Raw genomic sequence first — 20596 nt, 5'->3', positions numbered from 1 at the left:
GTAACCGGTGACGAGATACGAGGTCACCCCACCCACCGGAGGAACCCATGCCGCTCGCCAAGCTCGGCACCGTCGTCCTTGACTGCCCCGACCCCCACGCCCTCGCCGGGTTCTACGCGAAGGTCATCGGCGGCACCCCCACCCCCGGCGACGAGGGCTGGGTCGACCTGAAGGGGCCCGTGGGACCCTCGCTCGCCTTCCAGGAGGCCCCCGGCCACCAGCCGCCCCGCTGGCCCGAGCCGGACGGGTCGCAGCAGTTCCACCTGGACCTCACCGTGGAAGGCATGGAAGAGCTGGACGCCGTGGAGAAGGAGATCCTCGCGCTCGGCGCCACCGTCCTCGACGCCGCCGACCGCCGGCGCCCCTGGCGGGTTTACGCGGATCCGGCGGGGCACCCGTTCTGCCTCTGTGCCTGCTGAGAAGGAGTGAGACATGCCTGACGACACCGGCACCACCCGCACTACCGGCACCACCGCCCCCATCGCCACCCTGCGCAACGTCGTCCTCGACTGCCCCGACCCGCTCGCCCTCGCGGAGTTCTACGCGCAGATCATCGGCGGCACCGTAGAGGACGACGGCGACTGGGTCGACCTCGTCTCCCCGGGCCGCGTCAAGGTGTCGTTCCAGCGGGTGACCGACCTGGCCCCGCCGCGGTGGCCGCGCTCCGACGTCGACGCCCAGCAGATCCACCTCGATCTCGACGCGGGCCGTACGACCGAGGAGCTCGACGCGGCCGAGGAGAAGGTGCTCGCCCTCGGGGCACGCCCCCTCGACCTGGACGACGACGGCGGCAGGCGCGACTTCCGCGTCTACGCCGACCCCGTGGGCCACCCGTTCTGCCTCTGCAAGATCCCCTGACCGACCGACTTGCCGGCCGGGGGCGCTCACTCGGCCGGGCGTTCCATCCTCGCCGTCGAGGGAGCCCTCCGCTCCCGCGCCGCCCGCGCGGTGAAGTCCGCGTCGCGCAGGGCGCGTTGGACGTTGCCCCAGGTGAGCAGCGCCAACTCCGCCTCGGGCCAGCCGCGTTCGACGAGCTCGGCGATCAGCCGCGGGTAACTTGCCGCGTCTGCAAGGCCGTCGGGGTGCGCCTCGGTGGTGTCGTACATCCCCGAGAGGCCGACGCACTCGGGCCCGGCGATCTCCCGCACGTGCTCCAGGTGGTCCGCCACCTCCCGTACCGACGTACCCGTGCGGTCGGCGGCGAGCGGCACCAGACACAGCCCCTTGGCGGCACCGACCGCGGCCAGCAGTTCGTCGGTGAGGTTGGCCGGGTGGTCGCGCAGGGCGCGGGCACCGGAGCGGGTGAAGATCACCGGGGCCTTGGAGATGGCGAGCACCCGCCGCGTCGTCGCATCGGAGGCGCCGGAGAGGTCCGCGATGACCCCGAGCCGGTTCATCTCCCTGACGACTTCCTCGCCGAACGGCGTCAGCCCGCCCGCCCCCGCCCACGCGGTGCCGGAGAGGGTGAGCGCGCACAGGCCGAGGCTGTGCAGCGCGCGCAGGGTGCCCAGCGAGTCGCCGAGCGCGGCGCCGCACGCCGGGCCGATCAGCGTGGCGACGCGGCCGCAGTTGCGGGCGTCGGCGGCCTCCGACGCGTTGCGGGCGAGCCGCAGCCCCTCGGGGTGGGTGGCGACGACGTGCTTCACGAAGTCGATCTGTTCCAGCGTCGCGCCGACGGGCCGGTCGGGCCCGGCTCCCTCGGGCACCTGTACGTGCACGGACCATAACTGCGCGCCGACCCGGCCGGCCCGCAGCCGCGGCACGTCGCTCTCCAGGCCGCTGTCGCCCGTCTCGAAGTCGTGCCAGGGCAGCCGGCGCAGCGCCCGGGGCAGTCCGCTGTACCCGTCGGCGACCGGGTGAGCGGCGAGCAGCGCGCGGGCCTGCTCGGCGGCCTCGGCGGAGCGCCCGGGCCCGGGGCGCGGCTCCCCCTCCCGTACGGGAAGCGGCTCACGGACGGGGAGCGGCTCCCGCGCGGGGACCGGATGGCGCAGGGGAAGGGGGTCCCGCACGGGCGCCGGCTCGGACGCCTGCTCGTGCGCGGCTCCCGGTTCGGGCGCGGGGACGAGGTCGGGCGGGGCGGGGAGCGTGTCGAGCTCCCCCGCCTCGGCGGTGGTGGAGAGTTCCTCCTGCAGATCTGCCATGGCGGGTGCTCCGGACGTCGGCGGGCGGCAGTTCCGACCACCGTGGCACGGAGCGGCCGCGGCTTCTCGGCGGGCGGAGCGTTCGGGGTACGGGCCGTCCGCGGGAGACGGAAGGGGCCCCGCCGATGAGATCGGCGGGGCCCCTCACCCGTACGCGACGGGGAACGCCCCGGTCACCCGGGGCCGCGGCCTCAGCTCGAGACCGTGACCTTCTCGTCGTTGTTGAGCTCCCCGACCAGCTGCTTGACCTTGGCCTTGTCCCAGAGGAGGTTGCCGCCGGCCTCGCCCGCGATCGGCATGTTCATGGACGTGCCGTCGCCGCCGCTGACGCCCTTCATCGCCCAGAACATGGACGCCACGTCGGTCAGGCCCATGTCCTTGTCGACGACCAGCGTGTCCAGGCCCGCGCCCATCGTGGGGTAGAGCTTGAACGGGTTCAGGATCGTGCCGGGCGTCGCCACCTGGTGGGCGAGGGTCGCGAGGAACTTCTGCTGGTTCTTCGTGCGCTCCAGGTCGCTGCCGAAGGCGTGCCGGGTGCGGACGAAGGCGAGCGCCTCCTGGCCGTTCAGGGTCTGCTTGCCCGCCTTGAAGTCGGCGCCCGACCACTTGTCCTTGAAGGGCTTCGGGATGTCCATCTCGACGCCGCCGACCGAGTCCACGATCTCGGCGAAGCCGCCGAAGCCGATCTCCGCGTAGTGGTCGATGCGCAGGCCGGTGTTGGCCTCGATGGTGCGGACGAGCAGCTCGGGGCCGTCCTCCGCGTACGCGGCGTTCAGCTTGGTCTGGCGGCCGGTGCCCGGGTAGATCTTGCCGGACTCGGCGCCCTTGAAGGACGGGATCGTCACGTTCGAGTCGCGGGGGAGCGAGATCATCGTGTTCCCGCCGTCGTCCGCGACGTGCAGGATCATCATCGAGTCCGTGCGCTTGCCCTCGGCCGAGCCCGTGTGGAGCTTCTTCTTGTCCTCGGCGGACATGCCCTCGCGGCTGTCGGATCCGACGATCAGGTAGTTGGTGCCCGCGCCGCCCTCGGGCCGCTCGATGACCTTGGAGAGGTCGACCTCGCGCTTGAGCTTGGAGTCGGCCCAGAAGTACGTGGAGACGGAGACCACGACCAGGACGCTCACGACGGTGATGGCACCCCACTTGATGCGCTTGCGCCAGTTCGGCGCGGGACGCGGGGCGCGCTGCGCGGTGCCGGGGCCGCCGGGACCGCCGTCGCCGCCGCCGGGCCGGCCGTAGACCTGCCCGGTGTTGTAACCGCTGTCGTAGGCGCTGTCGGGGCCCTGGCCGTACGGGTCGCGGCGCGCGGCCCGCGGCTCGAAGACCTGGTCGCGGGCGTCGCCGTACGGCTGCCCGTCGCCGTACTGCTCGCCGTACCCGTCGTCGTACGCGGGCTGCGGCGGGACACCGCCGGGCGGCGGACCGGCCGGACGGGCGGACCGGTCGCGCTGGACATGCCGCATCACGCGGGCACCGTCGGGCTGGGGGCTCCCGCTGCCGCGGCCGTATCCCCTGCCGCCGCCCTGATCGTCAGGCCAATCGCTCATGTGGCCCAGTGTGCCGCCTCGGGGCACGCGCCTTACAGGGCGGTCGGGAATTCGGGTCAGGGCTGTTGCAGAGCTGATGCAAAGCGACCGGGGAGGGGCCGGACAAACGTCCGGCATAGGGTGGAGGGCATGACAGATCAGGCCCCCGGTGCGACAGCGTCCCCTTCGGGGGGACACCCCCGGGACCCCGAGGCGGTCCCGGCCAAGCCGACCTCGGCGTCCCGCACCACGCTCAGCCACATCATGACCCACAACGACACCAACCTCCTCGGTACGGTGCACGGCGGCGTGATCATGAAACTGGTGGACGACGCGGCGGGGGCCGTCGCCGGACGCCACTCCGGCGGCCCCGCGGTCACCGCGTCCATGGACGAGATGGTCTTTTTGGAGCCGGTCCGCGTGGGGGACCTGGTCCATGTGAAGGCCCAGGTCAACTGGACCGGACGCAGCTCCATGGAGGTCGGCGTGCGGGTCCTGGCCGAGCGCTGGAACGAGTCGACGCCCGCCCAGCAGGTCGGCTCGGCCTACCTCGTCTTCGCGGCGGTCGACGCCGACGGCAAGCCCCGTACGGTCCCGCCGGTCGTCCCCGAGACCGACCGCGACCGCCGCCGCTACCAGGAGGCCCAGATCCGCCGCACCCACCGGCTCGCCCGCCGCCGCGCCATCAAGGAGCTGCGGGAGGCCAGGGCGGCCGAGGGGTTCGACGACTGAGACCGCCGGGGGCCGCGCCCGGCCGGCTCAGGGGCAGATCACCTCGTCGCCCGTGACCGCCCCGAACTCGCCCTGGTGGGCGTCCTCGGCCCGCACCCGCCGGACCTCCTTGAAGTCCTGCCCCGCGATCACCTTCAGCGTCGGACCGAGCCCCGGCACCGGCCGCAGCTCACTGCCGGGCAGCGCCGTCGACAGGGACTTCGCCGACCGGTCCCACCGCGGGTCGTAGGCGACGACGGTCCGCCCCGCGGGCCGCAGCCCGGCGCCCGGCACGTCCGCCGGCGCCCCCGAGGTCCGGAACCCGGTCGCCCGCAGCGCCGCGTCGACCCGCTTGCCGAGCCCCGGCGTCCCGGTGCCGTTCTCCACCTGGACCCGGATCTGCTGCGGCGAGACACCGACCAGCGTGGCCTTGGACCTGACGCGGTGCGGCGCCAGCGGACGGTCCTCGCGCAGCGCGTCGAACAGCCGCTGCGACTTCTCCGGATGCCACTTCAGCGTCGAGCCGATGCCGGGCAGGTTCTGCCCGGTCGGGCTCAGCGGCACCGTGGTGAACTCCGACGACGAGGGCGAGAAGCCCCGCATCGCCCGGCCCAGATCGAGCATGTCGCCCGTGTCGAAGCCCTTGTCGGCCCGGACCGAGCCGAGCAGCGTCCGCGTCACGTCGCGGAAGGTGACCGGGTTCAGCAGGACACCGCTGCTCGTCGCCTTCGCGATGAGCGCCGCGAGGAAACGCTGCTGGCGCTCCATGCGGCCGAGGTCCGAGGCCCCGTCGACGTACCGGGACCGGACGTACTGCAGCGCCTCGCCGCCGTTCATCGCGTGCGTGCCCTCGGCGAGGTTGAGCCCGGTGTGCGAGTCCTGCAGGGGCTTGGCCGTGCAGATCTCCACGCCGCCGAGCACGTCCACGGTCTTCATGAAGCTGACGAAGTCGACCTCCAGATAGTGGTCGATCTTCACCTTCGTCATGTGCTCGACGGTGCGCACCGTGAGGTTCGGCCCGCCCTCCGCGTACGCCGCGTTGAGCTTGTTCGGATGCTGGTGGTGCTGCTGCCGGGTGTTCCGGTCGACGTGCTCGGGCAACTCGGCATAACTGTCCCGGGGCAGGCTCACGACGCTCGCCCGGTCCCGGTCCTCCGAGATGTGCACGATCATGATCGTGTCGGTGCAGTGGCAGGGCGCGCCGCCGAGGCGGTACCGCCGCTTCTCCTCTTCGGTGATCTTGTCGCGTCCGTCGGTGCCGACCAGCAGCACGTTGGTGCCGTGGCCCTGCTCGGGCCGGTTCTTCATGTCCTTGAAGGCGTCCACGCGCCGGATCGCCGTGTCCAGGCTGGTGACGACGGAGTGCCCGATGCCGGCCGCGGCCAGGACCGTCACGGAGGCGGCGACGGCCACCCGCATCCCCCAGCGCGGCCGTTTCCGCCGCCCGCCGGTCCTCCGGGGGGACCGGGGTGCCGGTGGGCGGGGTCGGCGGGGCGGGGGAGCGGGGGAGCGGGGCGGTGTGGGCACGTGCGGAACACCTCCGCGAAGACGGGTGGCTGCGGCGGGGACGGACGGGAGACGGCCTGAGACCCGAGAAAGGTAATGCCATACGAAATGCGGCCCGGGGTAGCGACCCGGACGGCGCGCGCCGGTGTCCCCCATTCGCGGTAACGTGACGCGTGATGAACGCGAAGTCTGAGGAGTCTGAGGTGCAGCCTCCAGCCGTATCGGTGATCATGCCCGTCCTCAACGAGGAGCGGCATCTGCGCGAGGCCGTGCACGCGATCCTGCGGCAGGAGTACGCGGGGGAGATGGAAGTCGTCGTCGCGCTCGGCCCCTCCACCGACCGCACCGACGAGATCGCCGCCGAGCTGGTCCGCGAGGACCCGCGGGTGCACACGGTCCCCAACCCCACGGGGCGCACGCCCGCGGCGCTGAACGCCGCGATCAAGGCGTCCCGTCACCCGATCGTGGTGCGCGTGGACGGCCACGCGGCACTCTCGCCCGGCTACATCACGACCGCCGTCCGCCTCCTGGAGGAGACCGGCGCGATGAACGTCGGCGGCATCATGCACGCCGAGGGCCAGAACGACTGGGAGCACGCGGTCGCCGCCGCCATGACCTCGAAGATCGGCGTGGGCAACGCCGCCTTCCACACCGGCGGCGAGGCACAGCAGGCCGAGACGGTCTACCTCGGCGTCTTCCGCCGCGAGGCGCTGGAGCAGCAGGGCGGTTACAACGAGGAGTTCATCCGCGCCCAGGACTGGGAGCTGAACTTCCGCATCCGCGAGGCCGGGGGCCTGATCTGGTTCTCGCCGGAGCTGAAGGTCTCGTACCGCCCGCGGCCGAGCGTGAAGGCGCTGGCCAAGCAGTACAAGGACTACGGCCGCTGGCGCCACGTCGTCGCCCGCTACCACGAGGGCTCCATCAACCTGCGCTACCTCGCCCCGCCGACCGCGGTCTGCGCGATCGCCGCGGGCGTCGTCGTGGGCGCGGCGCTCACGCCGTGGGGCTTCGTCATCCCCGGCGGTTACCTCGCGGCCATCGCCGCCGGGTCCGTCCCCGCGGGCAAGGGGCTGCCCCTGAAGGCACGCCTGCAGATCCCGGTGGCGCTCGCGACCATGCACATGTCGTGGGGCTGGGGCTTCCTCACCAGCCCGCGCGCGCTCGCCAGGAAGGTCATCGCCTCGCGCCGCCCGGCCGTGCTGGGGGAGACCCAAGAGGCCTGAGCGTCCCTCCGCATTCGTACGAACGGCCCGGTCCCGCCTCACCGGTGGGGCCGGGCCTTCGTCGTGCGCGGCGGCTACCAGCTGAAGTTCGGGTCCACCTTCATGCAGGCCTTCTTGTCGGAGCCGCTGAGCGCGTCCGCGGACTCCGGCGTCTTGTCGTCCTTCTTCTTCGGCTTGGGCGGCAGATCGCCCTGACGCCAGTCGGAGCCGACGACCAGCGTCACCCCGGAGACGTCCGTCGACTTCTTCGCCGAACCGAGCGGCAGCCCCAGGGACTTGGCCACCCGCTGCGCGTCGCCCTCCAGATCCTTGCTGGGGTAACGGACGACCGTCCTCTCCTGGGTCAGCGCGGCCGCCGAGTCGGGGGTCGCCTTGGTGAAGCCCTTGCCGGCGAGGAGCTGCGCCACCGTGCCCGCCCGGCCGCTGACCGGCGGCTCCATGGACGTACGGGTGCCGTTCTGGACCTGCACCGCGATCTCGCCGTCCGGGGCGGCCGGGTCGTCCGACGGCTTCTCCTTGGCCGGCTTCTTCCTGCCCTTGCCGTCCAGCGGGATGTCGTCGCGGACCAGGCGGAAGAGCTGCTCGGCGTCGCCGGGCTTGGGGACGACGCGCTCACCGGCGTACTCGAACGGCATGGTCGTCATCGTCGTGCGCGACGGCGAGACCTTCTTCAGCTCGTTGCCGAGGTCGTACAGCTTCATCAGGTCGCCGAGGCCGTCGTCGACCTTCAGTGCCTTCGTCGCCTTGTCGGCGAGCTTGCGCAGCCGGTTCGGGCTGGTCAGGCCGGTGTTCTCGCGGAGCTTGCGGACCAGCGCGTTCATGTACATGTGCTGGGCCTTGGCGCGGCTGATGTCGGTGCCGCCCTCGAAGCCGTAGCGGGTGCGCAGCCACTGCAGGGCCTGCTCGCCCTTGACCTCCGTGGTGCCCTTCTTCAGCTTCAGGCCCGAGCCGTGGCCCTGGCTGTCGCGCGAGTGGATGTTCCGGTCCACGCAGACGGGTACGCCGCCGATGGCGTCGGCCATGGAGACCACGCCCGAGAAGTCGACCATCATGAAGTGGTCGATGTGGATGTTGGTGAGCTTCTCCCAGGTGGCGACCGTGCAGCCGGGGCCGCCGCGGCCGAGCGACTCGTTGGTCATGGTGCGCGGGCCGGTCTGCGGGTAGACCTTGCCGTCGTCCGGGTCCGTGCACTTGGGGATCTGCAGCAGGGTGTCGCGCGGCATGCTGACGACCGACATGTTGGAGCGGTCGGCCGAGACGTGCAGCAGCATCTGTACGTCGGCGAGGGGCGGCGAGCCGAAGGTGTTCTTGGCGCCGCCGAGCTTCTGGTTGGCCTTGGAGTCCCGGGCGTCCGAGCCGATGAGGAGGATGTTCAGCGGGGTCTGTCCCGCGGCGTTGGGCGTGGGCTCGGGGGCCCGGTGCTCGCCGAGGTTCAGGTCGTCCGTCTGGATGTTGCCGTTGAGATGCCGGTAGTAGAGGTATCCGGCGCCGGCGGTGCCGAGTATCAGGACCGAGAGGACCGTCGCCGACCAGCGCAGGACGCGGCGCTTGCGGCGCGGCGGCCGTGCGGCGCCGCTCGTGCCGCGCCGGTGGCGGTGCCGGCCGCCGCCGTCCGCGGACTCCTCGGCCCCGGATCGCGGGGACCCGCCGGGGCGTATCTCACCGTCGGCCCTGGCCTCGTCCCGGCCATGACCACTTGCGTGCGGGACACGTCGTCGTGTCCCCTCCTTGCGCACGCTGTTCTGCCTCATCCCCAGCCCCTCCCCGCCCCATTACTGAACTGCGGTCGTCCTGCGACGCCTTGGCGCATTGTTAGATGCAGAACGACCGCTTCAGGTCACTCGGCACACATAACCTTGTCCGCTTCGACCTTCTTGATGTCCTTCGGTGCCTTCGACGAGGCATCAATGGGCACCCCCGCGCCCTTGAAGTCACCGCCGAGCGTCAGTTTCATGGCCGGGAGGCCCTGCGCGTTCTTCTCGCTCTTGCCGGGCTTCAGCGCGGCGCCGGGCAGCCCCATGATGTCGGCGAGCCTGCGTGCCTGGTCCGCCTGGTCCGGCGCGTACTCGAGCGTCGTCTTCTTGAGCTCCGAGGGCGCGTTCCCCAGCTGGCTGGATTTGAGAACGCCCGCGCTGTTCTGCAACCAGGTGAGCGTCTTCTGGGCGGCGCCGGTCTGCCCGCTGCCGTTGTAGATGTCGACCCGCACCTCGGAGGCGTCGGCCTTGGGCCCCTTCAACCGGGCGGCCACGGCGGCCTTCTCCTTCTTCCGCTTCTTCTTCACCTCGGTCAGCGACTCGTCGGCGCGCATCATCGCGAAGAGCTGCTCGGCCTTGGTGGGGTCGGGCACCACCGTCGTGTGGACCTTCTCGGCGGGGTTGTCGATCACCGGCACCGTGGCGAAGCTCAGGTTCTTCATGTCGAGCTTGCCGAGCTCCATGCCGAGCTCCTTGAGCTTCATTATGTCGGCGATCTTGGAGTCGACGGTGAGCGCCTTGGTGCCCGCCTCCGCGAGCTTGATCATCTTCTGCGGGCTGGTGAGGGTGTCGCTCGACTTCAGCTTGCGCATCAGGGAGCTGAGGAACTGCTGCTGCAGCTCGATCCGGCTCAAGTCGCCGCCGGTGCCCACGGAGTGGCGCGTGCGGACGAACGCCAGCGCGTTCTCGCCCTCGATCGTGTGCTTGCCCTTGGGCAGCTTCAGGTGCGACTTGGGGTCGTCGATGTCCTTGGCGAGGCAGACCTCCACACCGCCGACGGCGCTGGAGAGCGTCTTGACCGCGTTGAAGTCGGCCACCATGAAGTGGTCGGGCGTGATCCCGGTGATCGCCTTGACCGTGCGCATCGTGCAGCTCGGCGTGCGGTCGTACTGTCCGAGGCTCTCGTTGAAGCGGGAGTTCGGCGTGCCGGGGATGTTCTTCGTGCTGCCGTCGTCCTGCTTGGTCGGGCAGTCCGGGATGTCGACGATCATGTCGCGCGGGATGCTCAGCGCGGTCGCGTTCGTCCGGTCCTTGGAGACGTGCAGCAGGATCGTCGTGTCGGCGTGACCGACGCTGCCCTCGTCCCCGTACCCCTTGTTGCCGTCACCGCTGCGCTTGTCGGTGCCCATCACGAGGATGTTGATGGCCCGGTCCTTGCTGAAGCCGCCGGTGCCCGCGCCGTCGTCGTCTATCGACGTGATGTTGTCGTTGAGGTGCTGGTAGTAGAGGTAGCCGCCGGCGCAGCCCGCGACGAGCAGGAAGGCCAGCGTGCCGCCCGTCCAGACGAGCACCTTCTTGCCCTTGGACTTGCGCGGCTTCTGCTTGCGCCGCCCGCCCGAGCCCGGCTCCGGTTCCTTGACGCGCCTGCGGCGCTGCCCAGGGACCTCGCGGCGCTCGTCGCGGTCGCCCTGGCGGGTGCGCTCACGGCCCGGTTCGGTGCGGCCGCGGCCGCTTTGGCGGGGTGAGGAGCCACGGGGGCCCGGCACCGTCGACTGCCCTCCGGAGGGGCTCAGTCGCAGTTCGTAGTCGCCGGTGTCCGGGTTGAGTACCCACTGGTCCGCGGGATCGATGTTCTCGGCCCGCCCGTCTCCCGCCACCGCCCTTCCATGGAGGTCGCTTCGCTCTCCTTGGTTGGGCCCACGGCCTTGCGCGTCCACGGTTGTCTGCGTCCTCCGTCGGGGCCACGCGGCGCCTTTCCCCCCTCAAGAAGGCGCTCGGTCAGTCGTTCCAGCGGTGCGTGGCCGAGATGGGCCTGCGCACCGGATCGCTCACACTATCCGCCCAGTTCAGCGTCGGACGACGCCGGTGACAAATTCCACTCCCCTACAACTGGGCAATCCGCCCTATTTCTTTGTGGGGCGGGCCCTTCCCTTGGGGATCGTTTTACTTACAGGTGGGCCCGGCGGCCGTGTTGCCCCGGAATGTCGGCGCGGGGGACGGCGTATCCGAGGGGTCGTCCGGCTTCTCGTCGCTTCCGTACTCACCGGAGTCGTCGCCCGCCTCCTCGGCGGAGGAGCCTTCTTCGGCCGACTCGCGCGACGCGTCCGAGTCGCCCGAGGCATCCGAGTCGCCCGTCCGGACCCGCGAATCCTCGGCCCGCTTGTCGCCAGGGCCAGAATTCTCGGATTGCCGCGGGTCCACCACGACCGGGCTGTCCGTGCGCAGCCGGCCGAAGAGCCGGTCCGCCGCCGGTTCGACGAGCTCGTCGCGGTTGGCGTCGTAGGTGTACGACTGGCGGGGAACGGTGAGGAACTGCACCCGTTCCGTGGGGATGTCGCGCATGCCGCGCACGAGGTCGTACAGACCCCGCAGGCTCGCGAGTCCGGGGTCGGTGGTGAGCGAGGAGGTCGCCGCGTCGAGAACGGGATAAAGCTTGGTCGGATTCAGCAGGACGTCATTGCTCTGCACCTTGTTGACGAGTGCGCCGAGGAACGCCTGCTGGCGGTCGATCCGGTCGGTGTCGCTGCCGTTGCCGAGACTCTTGCGGGCGCGCACGAACCCCAGCGCCTGTTCGCCGTCGAGGGTCCGCAGCCCCGGGTCGAGCTTCACCCGGGCGTCGGTGTCGTCGATCGGGGTCCTGATGCAGACCTGTACGCCGTCGACCGCGTCGACCATGTCCTTGAACCCGGCGAAGTCCACCACCATGTGGTGGTCGACGCGGATGCGGGTGAGCTTCTCGACCGTACGGATCGTGCAGGCCGTCCCGCCGAACGCGAACGCCCAGTTGAACTGCGCGAATTGGGCCTGCGTCCGGGTGCCGTCCGGGCGGCGGCAGCCGGGGATCTCCACCATCAGGTCGCGCGGGATCGACACCGCCGTCGCGCTCTGCCGGTCGGCCGCCAGGTGCAGCAGGATCGTGGTGTCCGAACGCTGCGTGCCGGGGTCCCTGCCGTACTTGCGGTTGCCCGGCCCCGCGCGGGTGTCGGAGCCGAGGAGCAGGATGTTCTGGGCGCCGCTCACCAGCGCCGTCGGGCGCTCCTTCTCGAAGCGGGCCAGCTCGGCCGCGGCGTCGTTGTCCGTGGTGATGTTCCCGTTCAGCTTCTCGTACGCCGCCCAGCCCAGGCCCCCGGCGCCGAGCACCAGGAGGGCGACGCCGAGCGCGGCGCAGCGCAGCAGGCGGCGCCGGCGACGGACGACGCCCGCGCCGGTGGGACTCGCTCCCGCCCCCGGTCCATACGTGGCCTTCGGCTCAGGCGGGGTGCTCTCCGGGGCCGGGAACCCGTCCGCCCCGGAAGGCGTCCCTGCGGTCTCGGTCACGTGTGCGTCCACCCCTCATGGCTGCGTCGGCGAAGTCCGTTCCTACGACCATGGCCCGGGCGGGCGCGGGGGGCCTCTGGACCGGGGGCAGGGTGCGCCGAACGGGGGACGGAACGGGTGGTTCAGCGGAGCGGCAAAGCACGCGCCGGGCCGCGGGACGTCTCTTCCCCCCCCCCCCCCCCCGGGGGGGCTGGTTGATGGCACGCCGGTGTCCGCCCGGCGGGGTTGCCGCATGTCCAGGCCCGCTCCAAGTCCGGGCTGCGGCACGTTCACGCCCGGCCACGGCATGTCGCGTCCGCCCGGTGGCTGGTGATGGCACGTCGGCGACCGCGCGCGCCGACCACGGCACGTCCATGCCTGCCCGGTGTCCGGGCTGTGGCACGTCGCGTCCGGCCACGGCACGTCGCCGTCCGCCCGGTGGCTGGTGACGGCTCGCCCGCGTCCGCCCGGCGGCGGCTGGTGATGGCACTTCGGCGTCCGCTCGGCGGCCGGGCTGCAGTGCGTCCGCGTCCGGCCACGGCACGTAGGCGTCCGCCCGGCGGCCGGCCACGGTATGTCCGTGCCGGTACGGCGGCCGGGTTGCGGCGCGTTCGCGTCCGCCAACGGTGCGCGTGGGTGTCCGCCCGGTGGCTGGTGCTGGCATATCCGCTCCGCCCGGCGGCCGATCACCGCATGTCCATGCCCGCTTCCGGCGGCTGTGTTGCGGCGCGTTCGCGTCCCCCCGCGGCACGTCGCCGTCCGCGCGGCGGCTGGGGATGGCGTGTCCGCGTCCACCCGGCGGGCCACGGCACGTCCCTGCCCGCCCGCTGGCCGGGTTGCGGCACGTCGGCGCCCGCCCACGGCATGTCCGCGTCCGCCCAGTGGCCGGGCTGCGGCGCGTCCGCGTCCGCTCACGGCACGTCGGTGTCCGCCCGGCGGTCAGCCACGGCACGTCTCTCCCCGGCGCCCGGCACCCGGCCACGGCACGTCCGCGCCCGGCCGGGCACGAATCACCGGCCGGGCGGGGCCTCGCCAGGCGCGGACCACCGGCGGGCGCGAACCACCCGCCGGACACGAACCACCGGCCAGGCGCGGACCACCGCCCCGACGGTTACCGCAGCGTGACCGTGACCCTCTCGTCCGAGGTCCGCTTCTTCAGGGTGTCCTCGGGGAGGCGGTCCAGGTGGCGGCAGAGCACTACGGAGCCGCCGCCGGCCAGTGCCGCGTACAGTCCGGCGCTCAGTCCGTCCCAGGAGTCGTACGGCAGGCCGGACAGGATCCGTGAGCCGGGGCCGGCGCCCAGCCGCTCGGCGTCCTCGCGCGCCCGTTCCACCAGCTCCGAGCCGGTCAGCTCGTCCCCGGCCACCGCTAGGGCGGGGTCGTCCGGGTCCACCGGCGCGAAGGGGGCGAACCGGTCGCCCTGGCTCGGCACCTCGACCGCGTAGTCGGCGAAGCCTTCGGGCGGCTGCGGGAAGCGTCCGCCGAGGGGGCGCAGCGCGAGCGCCACCCGCTCCCCGGAGCAGGCGCGCGCGGCGTCGAGCGTGTCCGGGCCGCTGACCACGACATCGGCCGACGCGGGGTCGCCGCCCACGTCCGCGACGACGCCCACCGACGAACAGGCGAGCAGCCAGACGGCGGTCTGCCAGTGCGCGGGCAGCAGCAGAACGGCCCGGTCGCCGGGGCCCGCGGCGAGATCTCCCTGGAGCAGATTGGCGGTCTTGGCCACCCAATTGGCGAAGGTGGCCACGGACAATTCCACGCGCTCGCCGGTGGCGTCGTCGTAGAAGGTGACAAGAGGGCGGCCCGGGTCCGAGGCGAGCGCGGATCGCAGCAGGTCGGCAGGGGTGCGGTCGTTGGCGTTCACGGGCGCAAGGGTACGCGGGCGCCGGGCCGGCCCCCGGCGTGGCGGGGGAGTGCGAAAGCCCGGCGGACCCGCACCGGCCGACGACCCGTCAGTTTCCCGATGGACAGATATGTCCCGCTATGCCAACTATCAGATGTATGCGTGGATTCCTAGCTTCCTCGATCGGTGTCACGTGCGCGGCCGCTCTGGCGCTGCCCCTCACCCTCCCGTCCTCCGGCGCCCGGGCCGTGACCCCCGGCACACCGTCGGCCGCCGGGGCGGCCACGGGTGCGGTCCCCGGCAGCACCCAGTCCCTCCCGCTCGCCCCCCTCGGCTCCGACCGCACCCTCGGCCCGGCCGGGATGCGCGAACAGGGCCTGACCCAACGCGATGTAAGCCCCTTCTCCCTGGTGGGCGTCGTCTGGAACGACCCCGACGCCGAACTGAACGGCACCGTCCAGGTCCGCACCCGGCCGGCCGGCGCCACCACCTGGTCCGGCTGGCAGCACGTCGAGACCCACAACCACGAACACGCCGCCGACCCGGACGCCGCCGAACGCGCCGGCGGCACCGTCCGCGGCTCCACCGCACCCCTGTGGGTCGGCGCCTCGGACGGCGTCGAGATCCGCGTACGCCCCGAACGCCCCGCGGCCGCCGACCGCGCCGCCGCCTCCCCGCTCCCCGAAGGCCTCCGCCTCGAACTGGTCGACCCCGGCGACGAGGTGCCCCCGCGGGGCGTCGGACAGGTCGTCACCGCGGGCCACACCACCGCGCTGAGCGCCGAATCCGCCGCGGCCTCCGCCGTCAACGAGGAACTCGCCCCGATCGGCGCCTTCGTCATCCCCGAACTGACGGAACGCCAGACCCAGGACGACCTGATCGCGGCCCGCGGCGGCCCCGAGGCGGTCGGCAAGGTACGGCCCCACATCGGACCGCGCCCGCGCATCATCACGCGCAGGGGCTGGGGCGCCGACGAACGGCTGCGCGAGAAGAACTTCGCGTACACGAAGACGGTGAAGGCCGCCTTCCTGCACCACAGCGCGTCCGGCAACAACTACCGCTGCTCACAGGCCCCGTCCGTGCTGCGCGGCATCTACCGCTACCACGTCAAGAGCAGTGGCTGGCGTGACTTCGGCTACAACTTCGCGATCGACAAGTGCGGAAACATCTACGAAGGACGTGCCGGAGGTGTGGCCAAGCCGGTCCTCGGGGCCCACACTCTCGGATTCAACAGCAACAGCACGGGCATCGCCGTCCTCGGCACGTACAGCACGCACAACCCGCCGAAGGCGGCGGTGAAGGCCATCGCCCGGCTCACCGCGTGGAAGCTCGGCCTCCACGGCGCCAACCCGCGCGGCAAGACGTACCTGAAGTCCGGCGGTGGCAATCTGTACAAGAAAGGCAAGAATGTCAGGCTCCATGTGATCTCCGGCCATCGGGACGGTTTCGCCACCGACTGCCCCGGTAACCGCCTGTACAAGAAGCTCGGCAAGACCCGGTCCTCCTCGGCCCGCCTCCAGGGCCGCTGAGGCCCGACGCACCGCCCGTACCGCACGACCTGCACATCCGTCTGCATACACTGGCCGGCCGAAACGCGAAGTTCGGCCGGCCCCAGCAGGAAGCAGAGACGACAGGTGACAGAAGCGATCCTCCTGGTCGGCGGCAAGGGGACCCGGCTGCGGCCCCTCACGGTCCACACCCCCAAGCCGATGGTCCCGGCGGCGGGCGTCCCGTTCCTCACCCACCAGCTGGCGCGGGCCCGCGCGGCGGGCGTGGAACACATCGTCCTCGCCACCTCCTACCTCGCCGAGGTCTTCGAGCCGTACTTCGGCGACGGCTCGGCGCTCGGCCTGCACATCGAGTACGTCACGGAGACCGAACCCCTCGGCACCGGCGGCGCCATCCGCAACGTCGCCCGGCATCTGCACTCCGGCCCCGACGAGCCGGTCCTCGTCTTCAACGGCGACATCCTCACCGGCCTGGACATCCGCGCCCTCGTCGCCACCCACGAGGAATCGGGGGCCGACGTCTCCCTGCACCTCACCAAGGTCGACGACCCGCGCGCCTACGGCCTGGTCCCCACCGACCCGACCGGCCGCGTCACCGCCTTCCTGGAGAAGCCGCAGACCCCCGAGGAAATCGTCACCGACCAGATCAACGCGGGCGCCTATGTCTTCAGACGCTCGGTCATCGACACGATCCCCGCGGGCCGCCCCGTCTCCGTCGAACGCGAGACGTTCCCGGACCTCCTCGCCGCCGGAGCCCACCTCCAGGGCATGGTCGACTCCACGTACTGGCTGGATCTCGGCACCCCCCAGGCGTTCGTACGCGGCTCCGCGGACCTCGTCCTCGGCCGCGCCCCCTCCCCGGCGGTCCCGGGCCGCTGCGGCGAGAGCCTGACCCTGCCCACCGCCTCCGTGGCGCCCGACGCCAAGCTCACCGGCGGCACGGTCATCGGCGAACACGCCCGCGTCGGCGAGGGCGCCCGCATCTGTGGCAGCACGGTCCTGTCCGGCGCGGTCATCGAACCTGGCACCGTCATCACGGACTCCCTGATCGGCGCCGGCGCGCGGATCGGCGCCCGCTCGGCCCTCTCCGGGGCGGTCATCGGCGACGGCGCGAGCATCGGCGCCGACAACGAACTGCGCGAAGGCGTCCGCGTCTGGTGCGAGGCCACACTGCCCGCCGGCGCGGTCCGCTTCTCCTCGGACCAGTAACGCCCCGGCCGCGCAACCCGTCCCCTACCCTCATAGGGGTGTCCTCCCGTTTCGCTCCGCGCCCCACTCTTCCCACGGCTACCGGCCCCGCCCGGCGCGGGAAGACGCAGCTCACCGGGCGCGGCGGCGAAACGGCGACCCCGGCGGGCGTCCCCCACCAGCACACGGCCGCCCGTACGCGCACCTGGAAGCCGCCCTTCCCGCTGGACCTCGCCCTGACCCTCGGGCCGCTGCGCCGCGGCCCCGTCGACCCCGCCTTCCGCAGGACACCCGACGGCGCGTTCTGGCGCGTCAGCCGCACACCCGAGGGCCCCGGAACGCTCCGGGTGACGGCCCGCGCGGACACGGTGGAGGCCCAGGCGTGGGGCCCGGGCGCCGACTGGTTCCTGACGCGGCTCCCGACGCTCCTCGGCGATTCGGACGACCCCTCGCTCTTCGCGCCCCGCCACCGCCTGGTCGCCACCACGGCACACCGCCGCCCCGGCCTGCGCCTGACCCGCACGGGCCTGGTGATGGAGTCCCTGATCCCGTCGATCCTGGAACAGAAGATCACGACGGACGAGGCCTACCGCGCCTGGCGCATCCTGCTCCGCACGTTCGGCGAGCCGGCGCCCGGCCCCACGCCCCCGCACATGTACGTGATGCCGGCGCCCCGCACCTGGGCGCTGATCCCCTCCTGGGAGTGGCACAGGGCGGGCGTGGACAACAAGCGCGCGTCCACGATCCTGCGCGCGGTCGCGAGGGCGTCCCGCCTGGAGGAAGCGGCGTCGATGGAACCGCTCGACGCGCAGGCCCGCCTCGAACTGATCCCCGGCATCGGCCCCTGGACCTCCGCGGAGACGGTCCAGCGCAGCAACGGCGCGCCCGACGCGGTGACGGTCGGCGACCTCCACCTTCCCGGCATCGTGGGCCACGCCCTCGCGGACGACCGGGACGCGGATGACGCGGCGATGCTGAGGCTTCTGGCCCCCTACGCGGGCCAGCGCCACCGGGCCACGCGCCTACTCCTCCTGAGCGGGCGTACCCCACCCCGCAGAGACCCCCGAATGAGAAAAACGAACATCGCATCCTGGTAACCCCCCAGCGCGGCTGCCGTCTGCGGGTGGACGGTGGCCGCTCGCGCAGTTCCCCGCGCCCCTAACAGCACCCGGCCCCGCACGGCTCAACGGCGGCAGGGCACGACTTTTCAGGGGCGCGGGGAACTGCGCAAAAAAGCCCACGGACCGGCACGGACCAACGGCGCCGAGGCACAGCTTTCAGGGGCGCGGGGAACTGCGCAAAAAAACCCGCGGACCGGCACGGACCAGCGGCGGCGAGGCACGACTCCCCAGGGGTGCGGGGAACTGCGCAAAAGAACTCACCCACCCGCACCGATCATCGGCGGCGACGCACGACTCCCCAGGGGCGCGGGGAACTGCGCGAAAACCCACCGACCCGCCGCGACGACTCACCGCACCACGACAAAGTCCTCCACAACCCGCTCCCCCCGAGCCAACGGCTCCCCCGCCGGATGCCCCACGGCCACCGCCCCCATCGGGTCCCACCCCTCCGGCAGCCCGAGAACCTCCCGCACCACATCCCGGCAGAACATCGTCGACGAAACCCACGCGGAGCCGAGCCGCTCCCCGGCCAGCGCGACCAGGAAGTTCTGCACGCCGGCCCCGGCGGCGACCACGAACATCTCCCGCTCGGCCCCGTCCCGCCGCGCGTCCCCGTACGTGTGGGAGCCGTCCATCACGAGACAGGGCACCACCAAATACGGCGCCTTGCGCAGCACGTCACCCCGCCGTACCCGCTTGGCGATGGACTCCTCCGACTTCCCGTCCCGCCGCAGATCGGCGATCCACGCGTCCCGCATGGCGTCGAGCAGCCGGGTCCGGATTTCGGCGGATTCCAGGAGGACGAACCGCCACGGCGTGGTGTGGTGCGGCGCGGGCGCGGTGATCGCCGCGGCCACCGCCCGCCGCACGGCGCCCCCGTCGACCTCCTCGTCGGTGAACTCACGGACCGTGCGCCGCCGCGTCACCGCTTCCCGTACCGCCTCGGACGTACCGAGCCGGAACATGTCGTCGCGCGCGCCGCGCACCAGCGCCCGCGCCCCTTCGTCCGCCCCGTCCGGCCCGCCGCCGACCACGTGCGGCAGCCCGCGGACCACGGCGACGGGCAGCCCCGCGGCCTTGCCCTTGACGAGGTCCCCCGCCGCGGCGAGTTCGTCCGCGGTGGCGACGACGGTGGCGCTCAGCGGATTGCCGTACGCGTCGACGCCGCCCCGCAGGTCGTCGAGGACCCGTACGCCCGCCGCCCCGATGGCGACGTCGGTGAGCCCGGACCGCCAGGGCCGCCCGAAGGTGTCGGTGATGAGGACGCCGACGTCGACACCGAGCGCGTCCCGCAGCCCTTCCCGCAGGGCGCGGGCGGACGCGTCGGGGTCCGAGGGCAGCAGCAGCACGGTGCCGGGCGGCGTGTTCGACGCGTCGACTCCGGCCGCGGCCATCACGAGTCCCTGACGGTTCTCGACGATGCGCAGGGCACCGCGGCGCGCCACGACCCGCACGGTCTCGCGGTCGATGGCGGCCTCGCGGTCGTCCGCCTCGACGACGCGGCCCTCGGCCTTGCTGACGATCTTGGAGGTGACCAGGACGACGTCGCCGTCGGCGAGCCCCGGTTCGGCCGCCGCGATCAGCTTGGCGAGGTCGTCGCCCTCGCGGACCTCGGGGAGGCCGGGCACGGCCCACACGCGGTAGGACGGTGCGGTCACGCGCGTACCTCCGAGGCGAGGGCGAGGGCCTGGCGGGCCATCTCGGCGGCGGCGTCGACGTCGGTCATCATCAGCGGCACGGCCCGGCACCGGATCCCGGCGCTCTCCACCCGCTCGACGACGCCCGCGTCGACGGTGTCGACGAGCCAGCCGTCGAGGAGGCCGCTGCCGTAGTGCTCGGCGACGGCGGCGGCGCTGGTCTCCACGCCCACGGCGGCGAGCACCTTGTCGGCCATGCCCCGTACGGGTGAGTCGCCGACGATGGGGGAGAGGCCGACCACGGGTACGCCCGCGTCGGCGATGGCCTCGCGGATGCCGGGCACGGCGAGGATGGTCCCGACGCTCACCACCGGGTTGGACGGCGGGAAGAGCACGATGTCGGCCTCGGCGATGGCTTCGAGGACGCCGGGCGCGGGCTTGGCCTGCTCGGCGCCGACGGGCACCACGGCGTGCGCGTCCACGGAGGCCCGCAGCCGCACCCAGTACTCCTGGAAGTGCACGGCCTTCTGCTCGCCGTCGACGGTGACGGCGACGTGTGTCTCGACACGGTCGTCGGACATGGGGATGAGGCGGACCCCGGGCCGCCACCGCTCGCACAGCGCCTGCGTGACGGCGCTGAGCGGATACCCCGCGCCCAGCATCTGCGTCCGCACGATGTGCGTGGCGAAGTCCCGGTCGCCGAGTCCGAACCACTCGGGGCCGACGCCGTAGGCCGCGAGTTCTTCCTTGACCTTGAACGTCTCGTCCGTACGCCCCCAGCCCTGCTCCTCGTTGATGCCGCCGCCCAGCGTGTACATCACGGTGTCGAGGTCGGGACAGACCTTCAGCCCGAACAGGTGAATGTCGTCACCGGTGTTGCCGATGACCGTGATGTCCGCGTCGGGCGCGGCCTTCTTGAGCCCGCGGAGGAAACGGGCGCCGCCGATGCCGCCGGCCAGAACCACAATGCGCATGGCCCCAA

General features: G+C 72.3%; 16 protein-coding genes. 7 read left to right on the top strand and 9 right to left on the bottom strand.

Features of this window, described 5'->3' with window-relative positions; all coding sequences use genetic code 11:
* Positions 1-47 precede the first annotated feature (47 nt).
* Positions 48-419: a VOC family protein gene (locus ACZ7DY_RS25650; protein ID WP_471138780.1), complete on the top strand. Its 372-nt coding sequence runs from the start codon at positions 48-50 to the stop codon at positions 417-419.
* A gap of 13 nt (positions 420-432) precedes the next feature.
* Positions 433-858 (top strand): VOC family protein, encoded by a 426-nt coding sequence (locus ACZ7DY_RS25645; RefSeq protein WP_471138777.1) that lies wholly within the window; start codon positions 433-435, stop codon positions 856-858.
* 26 nt (positions 859-884) lie between these two features.
* Here the strand turns inward: ACZ7DY_RS25645 and ACZ7DY_RS25640 are convergent, their stop codons facing one another.
* Both ACZ7DY_RS25640 and ACZ7DY_RS25635 read right to left on the bottom strand, forming a co-directional pair.
* Entirely contained in the window at positions 885-2141 is a 1257-nt protein-coding gene (locus ACZ7DY_RS25640; RefSeq protein WP_471138775.1) for a membrane dipeptidase, read from the bottom strand.
* Between the two features lie 191 nt (positions 2142-2332).
* Positions 2333-3688 carry an LCP family protein gene (locus tag ACZ7DY_RS25635; protein ID WP_471138772.1) on the bottom strand — a complete coding sequence of 452 codons (1356 nt, stop codon included), beginning with the start codon at positions 3686-3688 and terminating at the stop codon, positions 2333-2335.
* A gap of 129 nt (positions 3689-3817) precedes the next feature.
* Here ACZ7DY_RS25635 and ACZ7DY_RS25630 point away from each other — a divergent pair, with 129 nt between their 5' ends.
* On the top strand, positions 3818-4399 hold the full coding sequence (locus ACZ7DY_RS25630; RefSeq protein ID WP_471138769.1) for an acyl-CoA thioesterase: 582 nt from the start codon (positions 3818-3820) through the stop codon (positions 4397-4399).
* Positions 4400-4426: 27 nt separating this feature from the next.
* On the opposite strand, the gene ACZ7DY_RS25625 is transcribed toward ACZ7DY_RS25630, so the two are convergent.
* Positions 4427-5905 carry an LCP family protein gene (locus tag ACZ7DY_RS25625; protein WP_471138767.1) on the bottom strand — a complete coding sequence of 493 codons (1479 nt, stop codon included), beginning with the start codon at positions 5903-5905 and terminating at the stop codon, positions 4427-4429.
* A 155-nt stretch (positions 5906-6060) separates the two neighbouring features.
* On the opposite strand from ACZ7DY_RS25625, the gene ACZ7DY_RS25620 reads away from it, so the two are divergent.
* Positions 6061-7107, top strand: a complete 1047-nt coding sequence (locus ACZ7DY_RS25620) for a glycosyltransferase family 2 protein (protein ID WP_471138765.1) — start codon at positions 6061-6063, stop codon at positions 7105-7107.
* Between the two features lie 74 nt (positions 7108-7181).
* Here the strand turns inward: ACZ7DY_RS25620 and ACZ7DY_RS25615 are convergent, their stop codons facing one another.
* The 4 genes from ACZ7DY_RS25615 to ACZ7DY_RS25600 all read right to left on the bottom strand — a co-directional run bounded on the left by ACZ7DY_RS25615 (position 7182) and on the right by ACZ7DY_RS25600 (position 14181).
* Positions 7182-8858, bottom strand: a complete 1677-nt coding sequence (locus ACZ7DY_RS25615; RefSeq protein WP_471138763.1) for an LCP family protein — start codon at positions 8856-8858, stop codon at positions 7182-7184.
* Positions 8859-8944: 86 nt separating this feature from the next.
* Positions 8945-10678 (bottom strand): LCP family protein, encoded by a 1734-nt coding sequence (locus ACZ7DY_RS25610; protein ID WP_471138761.1) that lies wholly within the window; start codon positions 10676-10678, stop codon positions 8945-8947.
* A 286-nt stretch (positions 10679-10964) separates the two neighbouring features.
* Positions 10965-12338 (bottom strand): LCP family protein, encoded by a 1374-nt coding sequence (locus ACZ7DY_RS25605; protein ID WP_471138759.1) that lies wholly within the window; start codon positions 12336-12338, stop codon positions 10965-10967.
* A 1090-nt stretch (positions 12339-13428) separates the two neighbouring features.
* Positions 13429-14181, bottom strand: coding sequence for a TIGR03089 family protein (locus ACZ7DY_RS25600; protein WP_471138757.1), 753 nt, complete (start codon positions 14179-14181; stop codon positions 13429-13431).
* 137 nt (positions 14182-14318) lie between these two features.
* Here ACZ7DY_RS25600 and ACZ7DY_RS25595 point away from each other — a divergent pair, with 137 nt between their 5' ends.
* From ACZ7DY_RS25595 to ACZ7DY_RS25585, 3 genes are all read left to right on the top strand, one after another.
* Positions 14319-15689, top strand: a complete 1371-nt coding sequence (locus ACZ7DY_RS25595) for a peptidoglycan recognition protein family protein (RefSeq protein WP_471138755.1) — start codon at positions 14319-14321, stop codon at positions 15687-15689.
* 105 nt (positions 15690-15794) lie between these two features.
* Positions 15795-16877 carry a mannose-1-phosphate guanylyltransferase gene (gene manB, locus ACZ7DY_RS25590; protein WP_471138752.1) on the top strand — a complete coding sequence of 361 codons (1083 nt, stop codon included), beginning with the start codon at positions 15795-15797 and terminating at the stop codon, positions 16875-16877.
* A 38-nt stretch (positions 16878-16915) separates the two neighbouring features.
* A complete protein-coding gene (locus ACZ7DY_RS25585) occupies positions 16916-17953 on the top strand; it encodes a DNA-3-methyladenine glycosylase family protein (RefSeq protein ID WP_471138751.1) in 1038 nt (345 codons plus the stop codon).
* Positions 17954-18324: 371 nt separating this feature from the next.
* Here the strand turns inward: ACZ7DY_RS25585 and ACZ7DY_RS25580 are convergent, their stop codons facing one another.
* Positions 18325-19635, bottom strand: a complete 1311-nt coding sequence (locus tag ACZ7DY_RS25580) for a coenzyme F420-0:L-glutamate ligase (RefSeq protein WP_471138749.1) — start codon at positions 19633-19635, stop codon at positions 18325-18327.
* Positions 19632-20588, bottom strand: a complete 957-nt coding sequence (cofD, locus tag ACZ7DY_RS25575; protein WP_471138747.1) for a 2-phospho-L-lactate transferase — start codon at positions 20586-20588, stop codon at positions 19632-19634. The genes ACZ7DY_RS25580 and cofD overlap by 4 nt, the downstream gene beginning before the upstream one ends.
* Positions 20589-20596 lie beyond the last annotated feature (8 nt).

The organism is Streptomyces sp. NPDC037013 (assembly GCF_055607265.1).
The sequence above is the reverse complement of the archived record's forward strand: the minus strand, read 5'-3'. Positions and strand labels throughout refer to the sequence as shown.

Coding starts and splice junctions, on each gene's coding strand:
- ACZ7DY_RS25650 (WP_471138780.1), top strand. CDS start 48: ATGCCGCTCGCCAAGCTCGGCACCGTCGTCCTTGACTGCCCCGACCCC.
- ACZ7DY_RS25645 (WP_471138777.1), top strand. CDS start 433: ATGCCTGACGACACCGGCACCACCCGCACTACCGGCACCACCGCCCCC.
- ACZ7DY_RS25640 (WP_471138775.1), bottom strand. CDS start 2,141: ATGGCAGATCTGCAGGAGGAACTCTCCACCACCGCCGAGGCGGGGGAG.
- ACZ7DY_RS25635 (WP_471138772.1), bottom strand. CDS start 3,688: ATGAGCGATTGGCCTGACGATCAGGGCGGCGGCAGGGGATACGGCCGC.
- ACZ7DY_RS25630 (WP_471138769.1), top strand. CDS start 3,818: ATGACAGATCAGGCCCCCGGTGCGACAGCGTCCCCTTCGGGGGGACAC.
- ACZ7DY_RS25620 (WP_471138765.1), top strand. CDS start 6,061: ATGAACGCGAAGTCTGAGGAGTCTGAGGTGCAGCCTCCAGCCGTATCG.
- ACZ7DY_RS25615 (WP_471138763.1), bottom strand. CDS start 8,858: ATGAGGCAGAACAGCGTGCGCAAGGAGGGGACACGACGACGTGTCCCG.
- ACZ7DY_RS25595 (WP_471138755.1), top strand. CDS start 14,319: ATGCGTGGATTCCTAGCTTCCTCGATCGGTGTCACGTGCGCGGCCGCT.
- cofD (WP_471138747.1), bottom strand. CDS start 20,588: ATGCGCATTGTGGTTCTGGCCGGCGGCATCGGCGGCGCCCGTTTCCTC.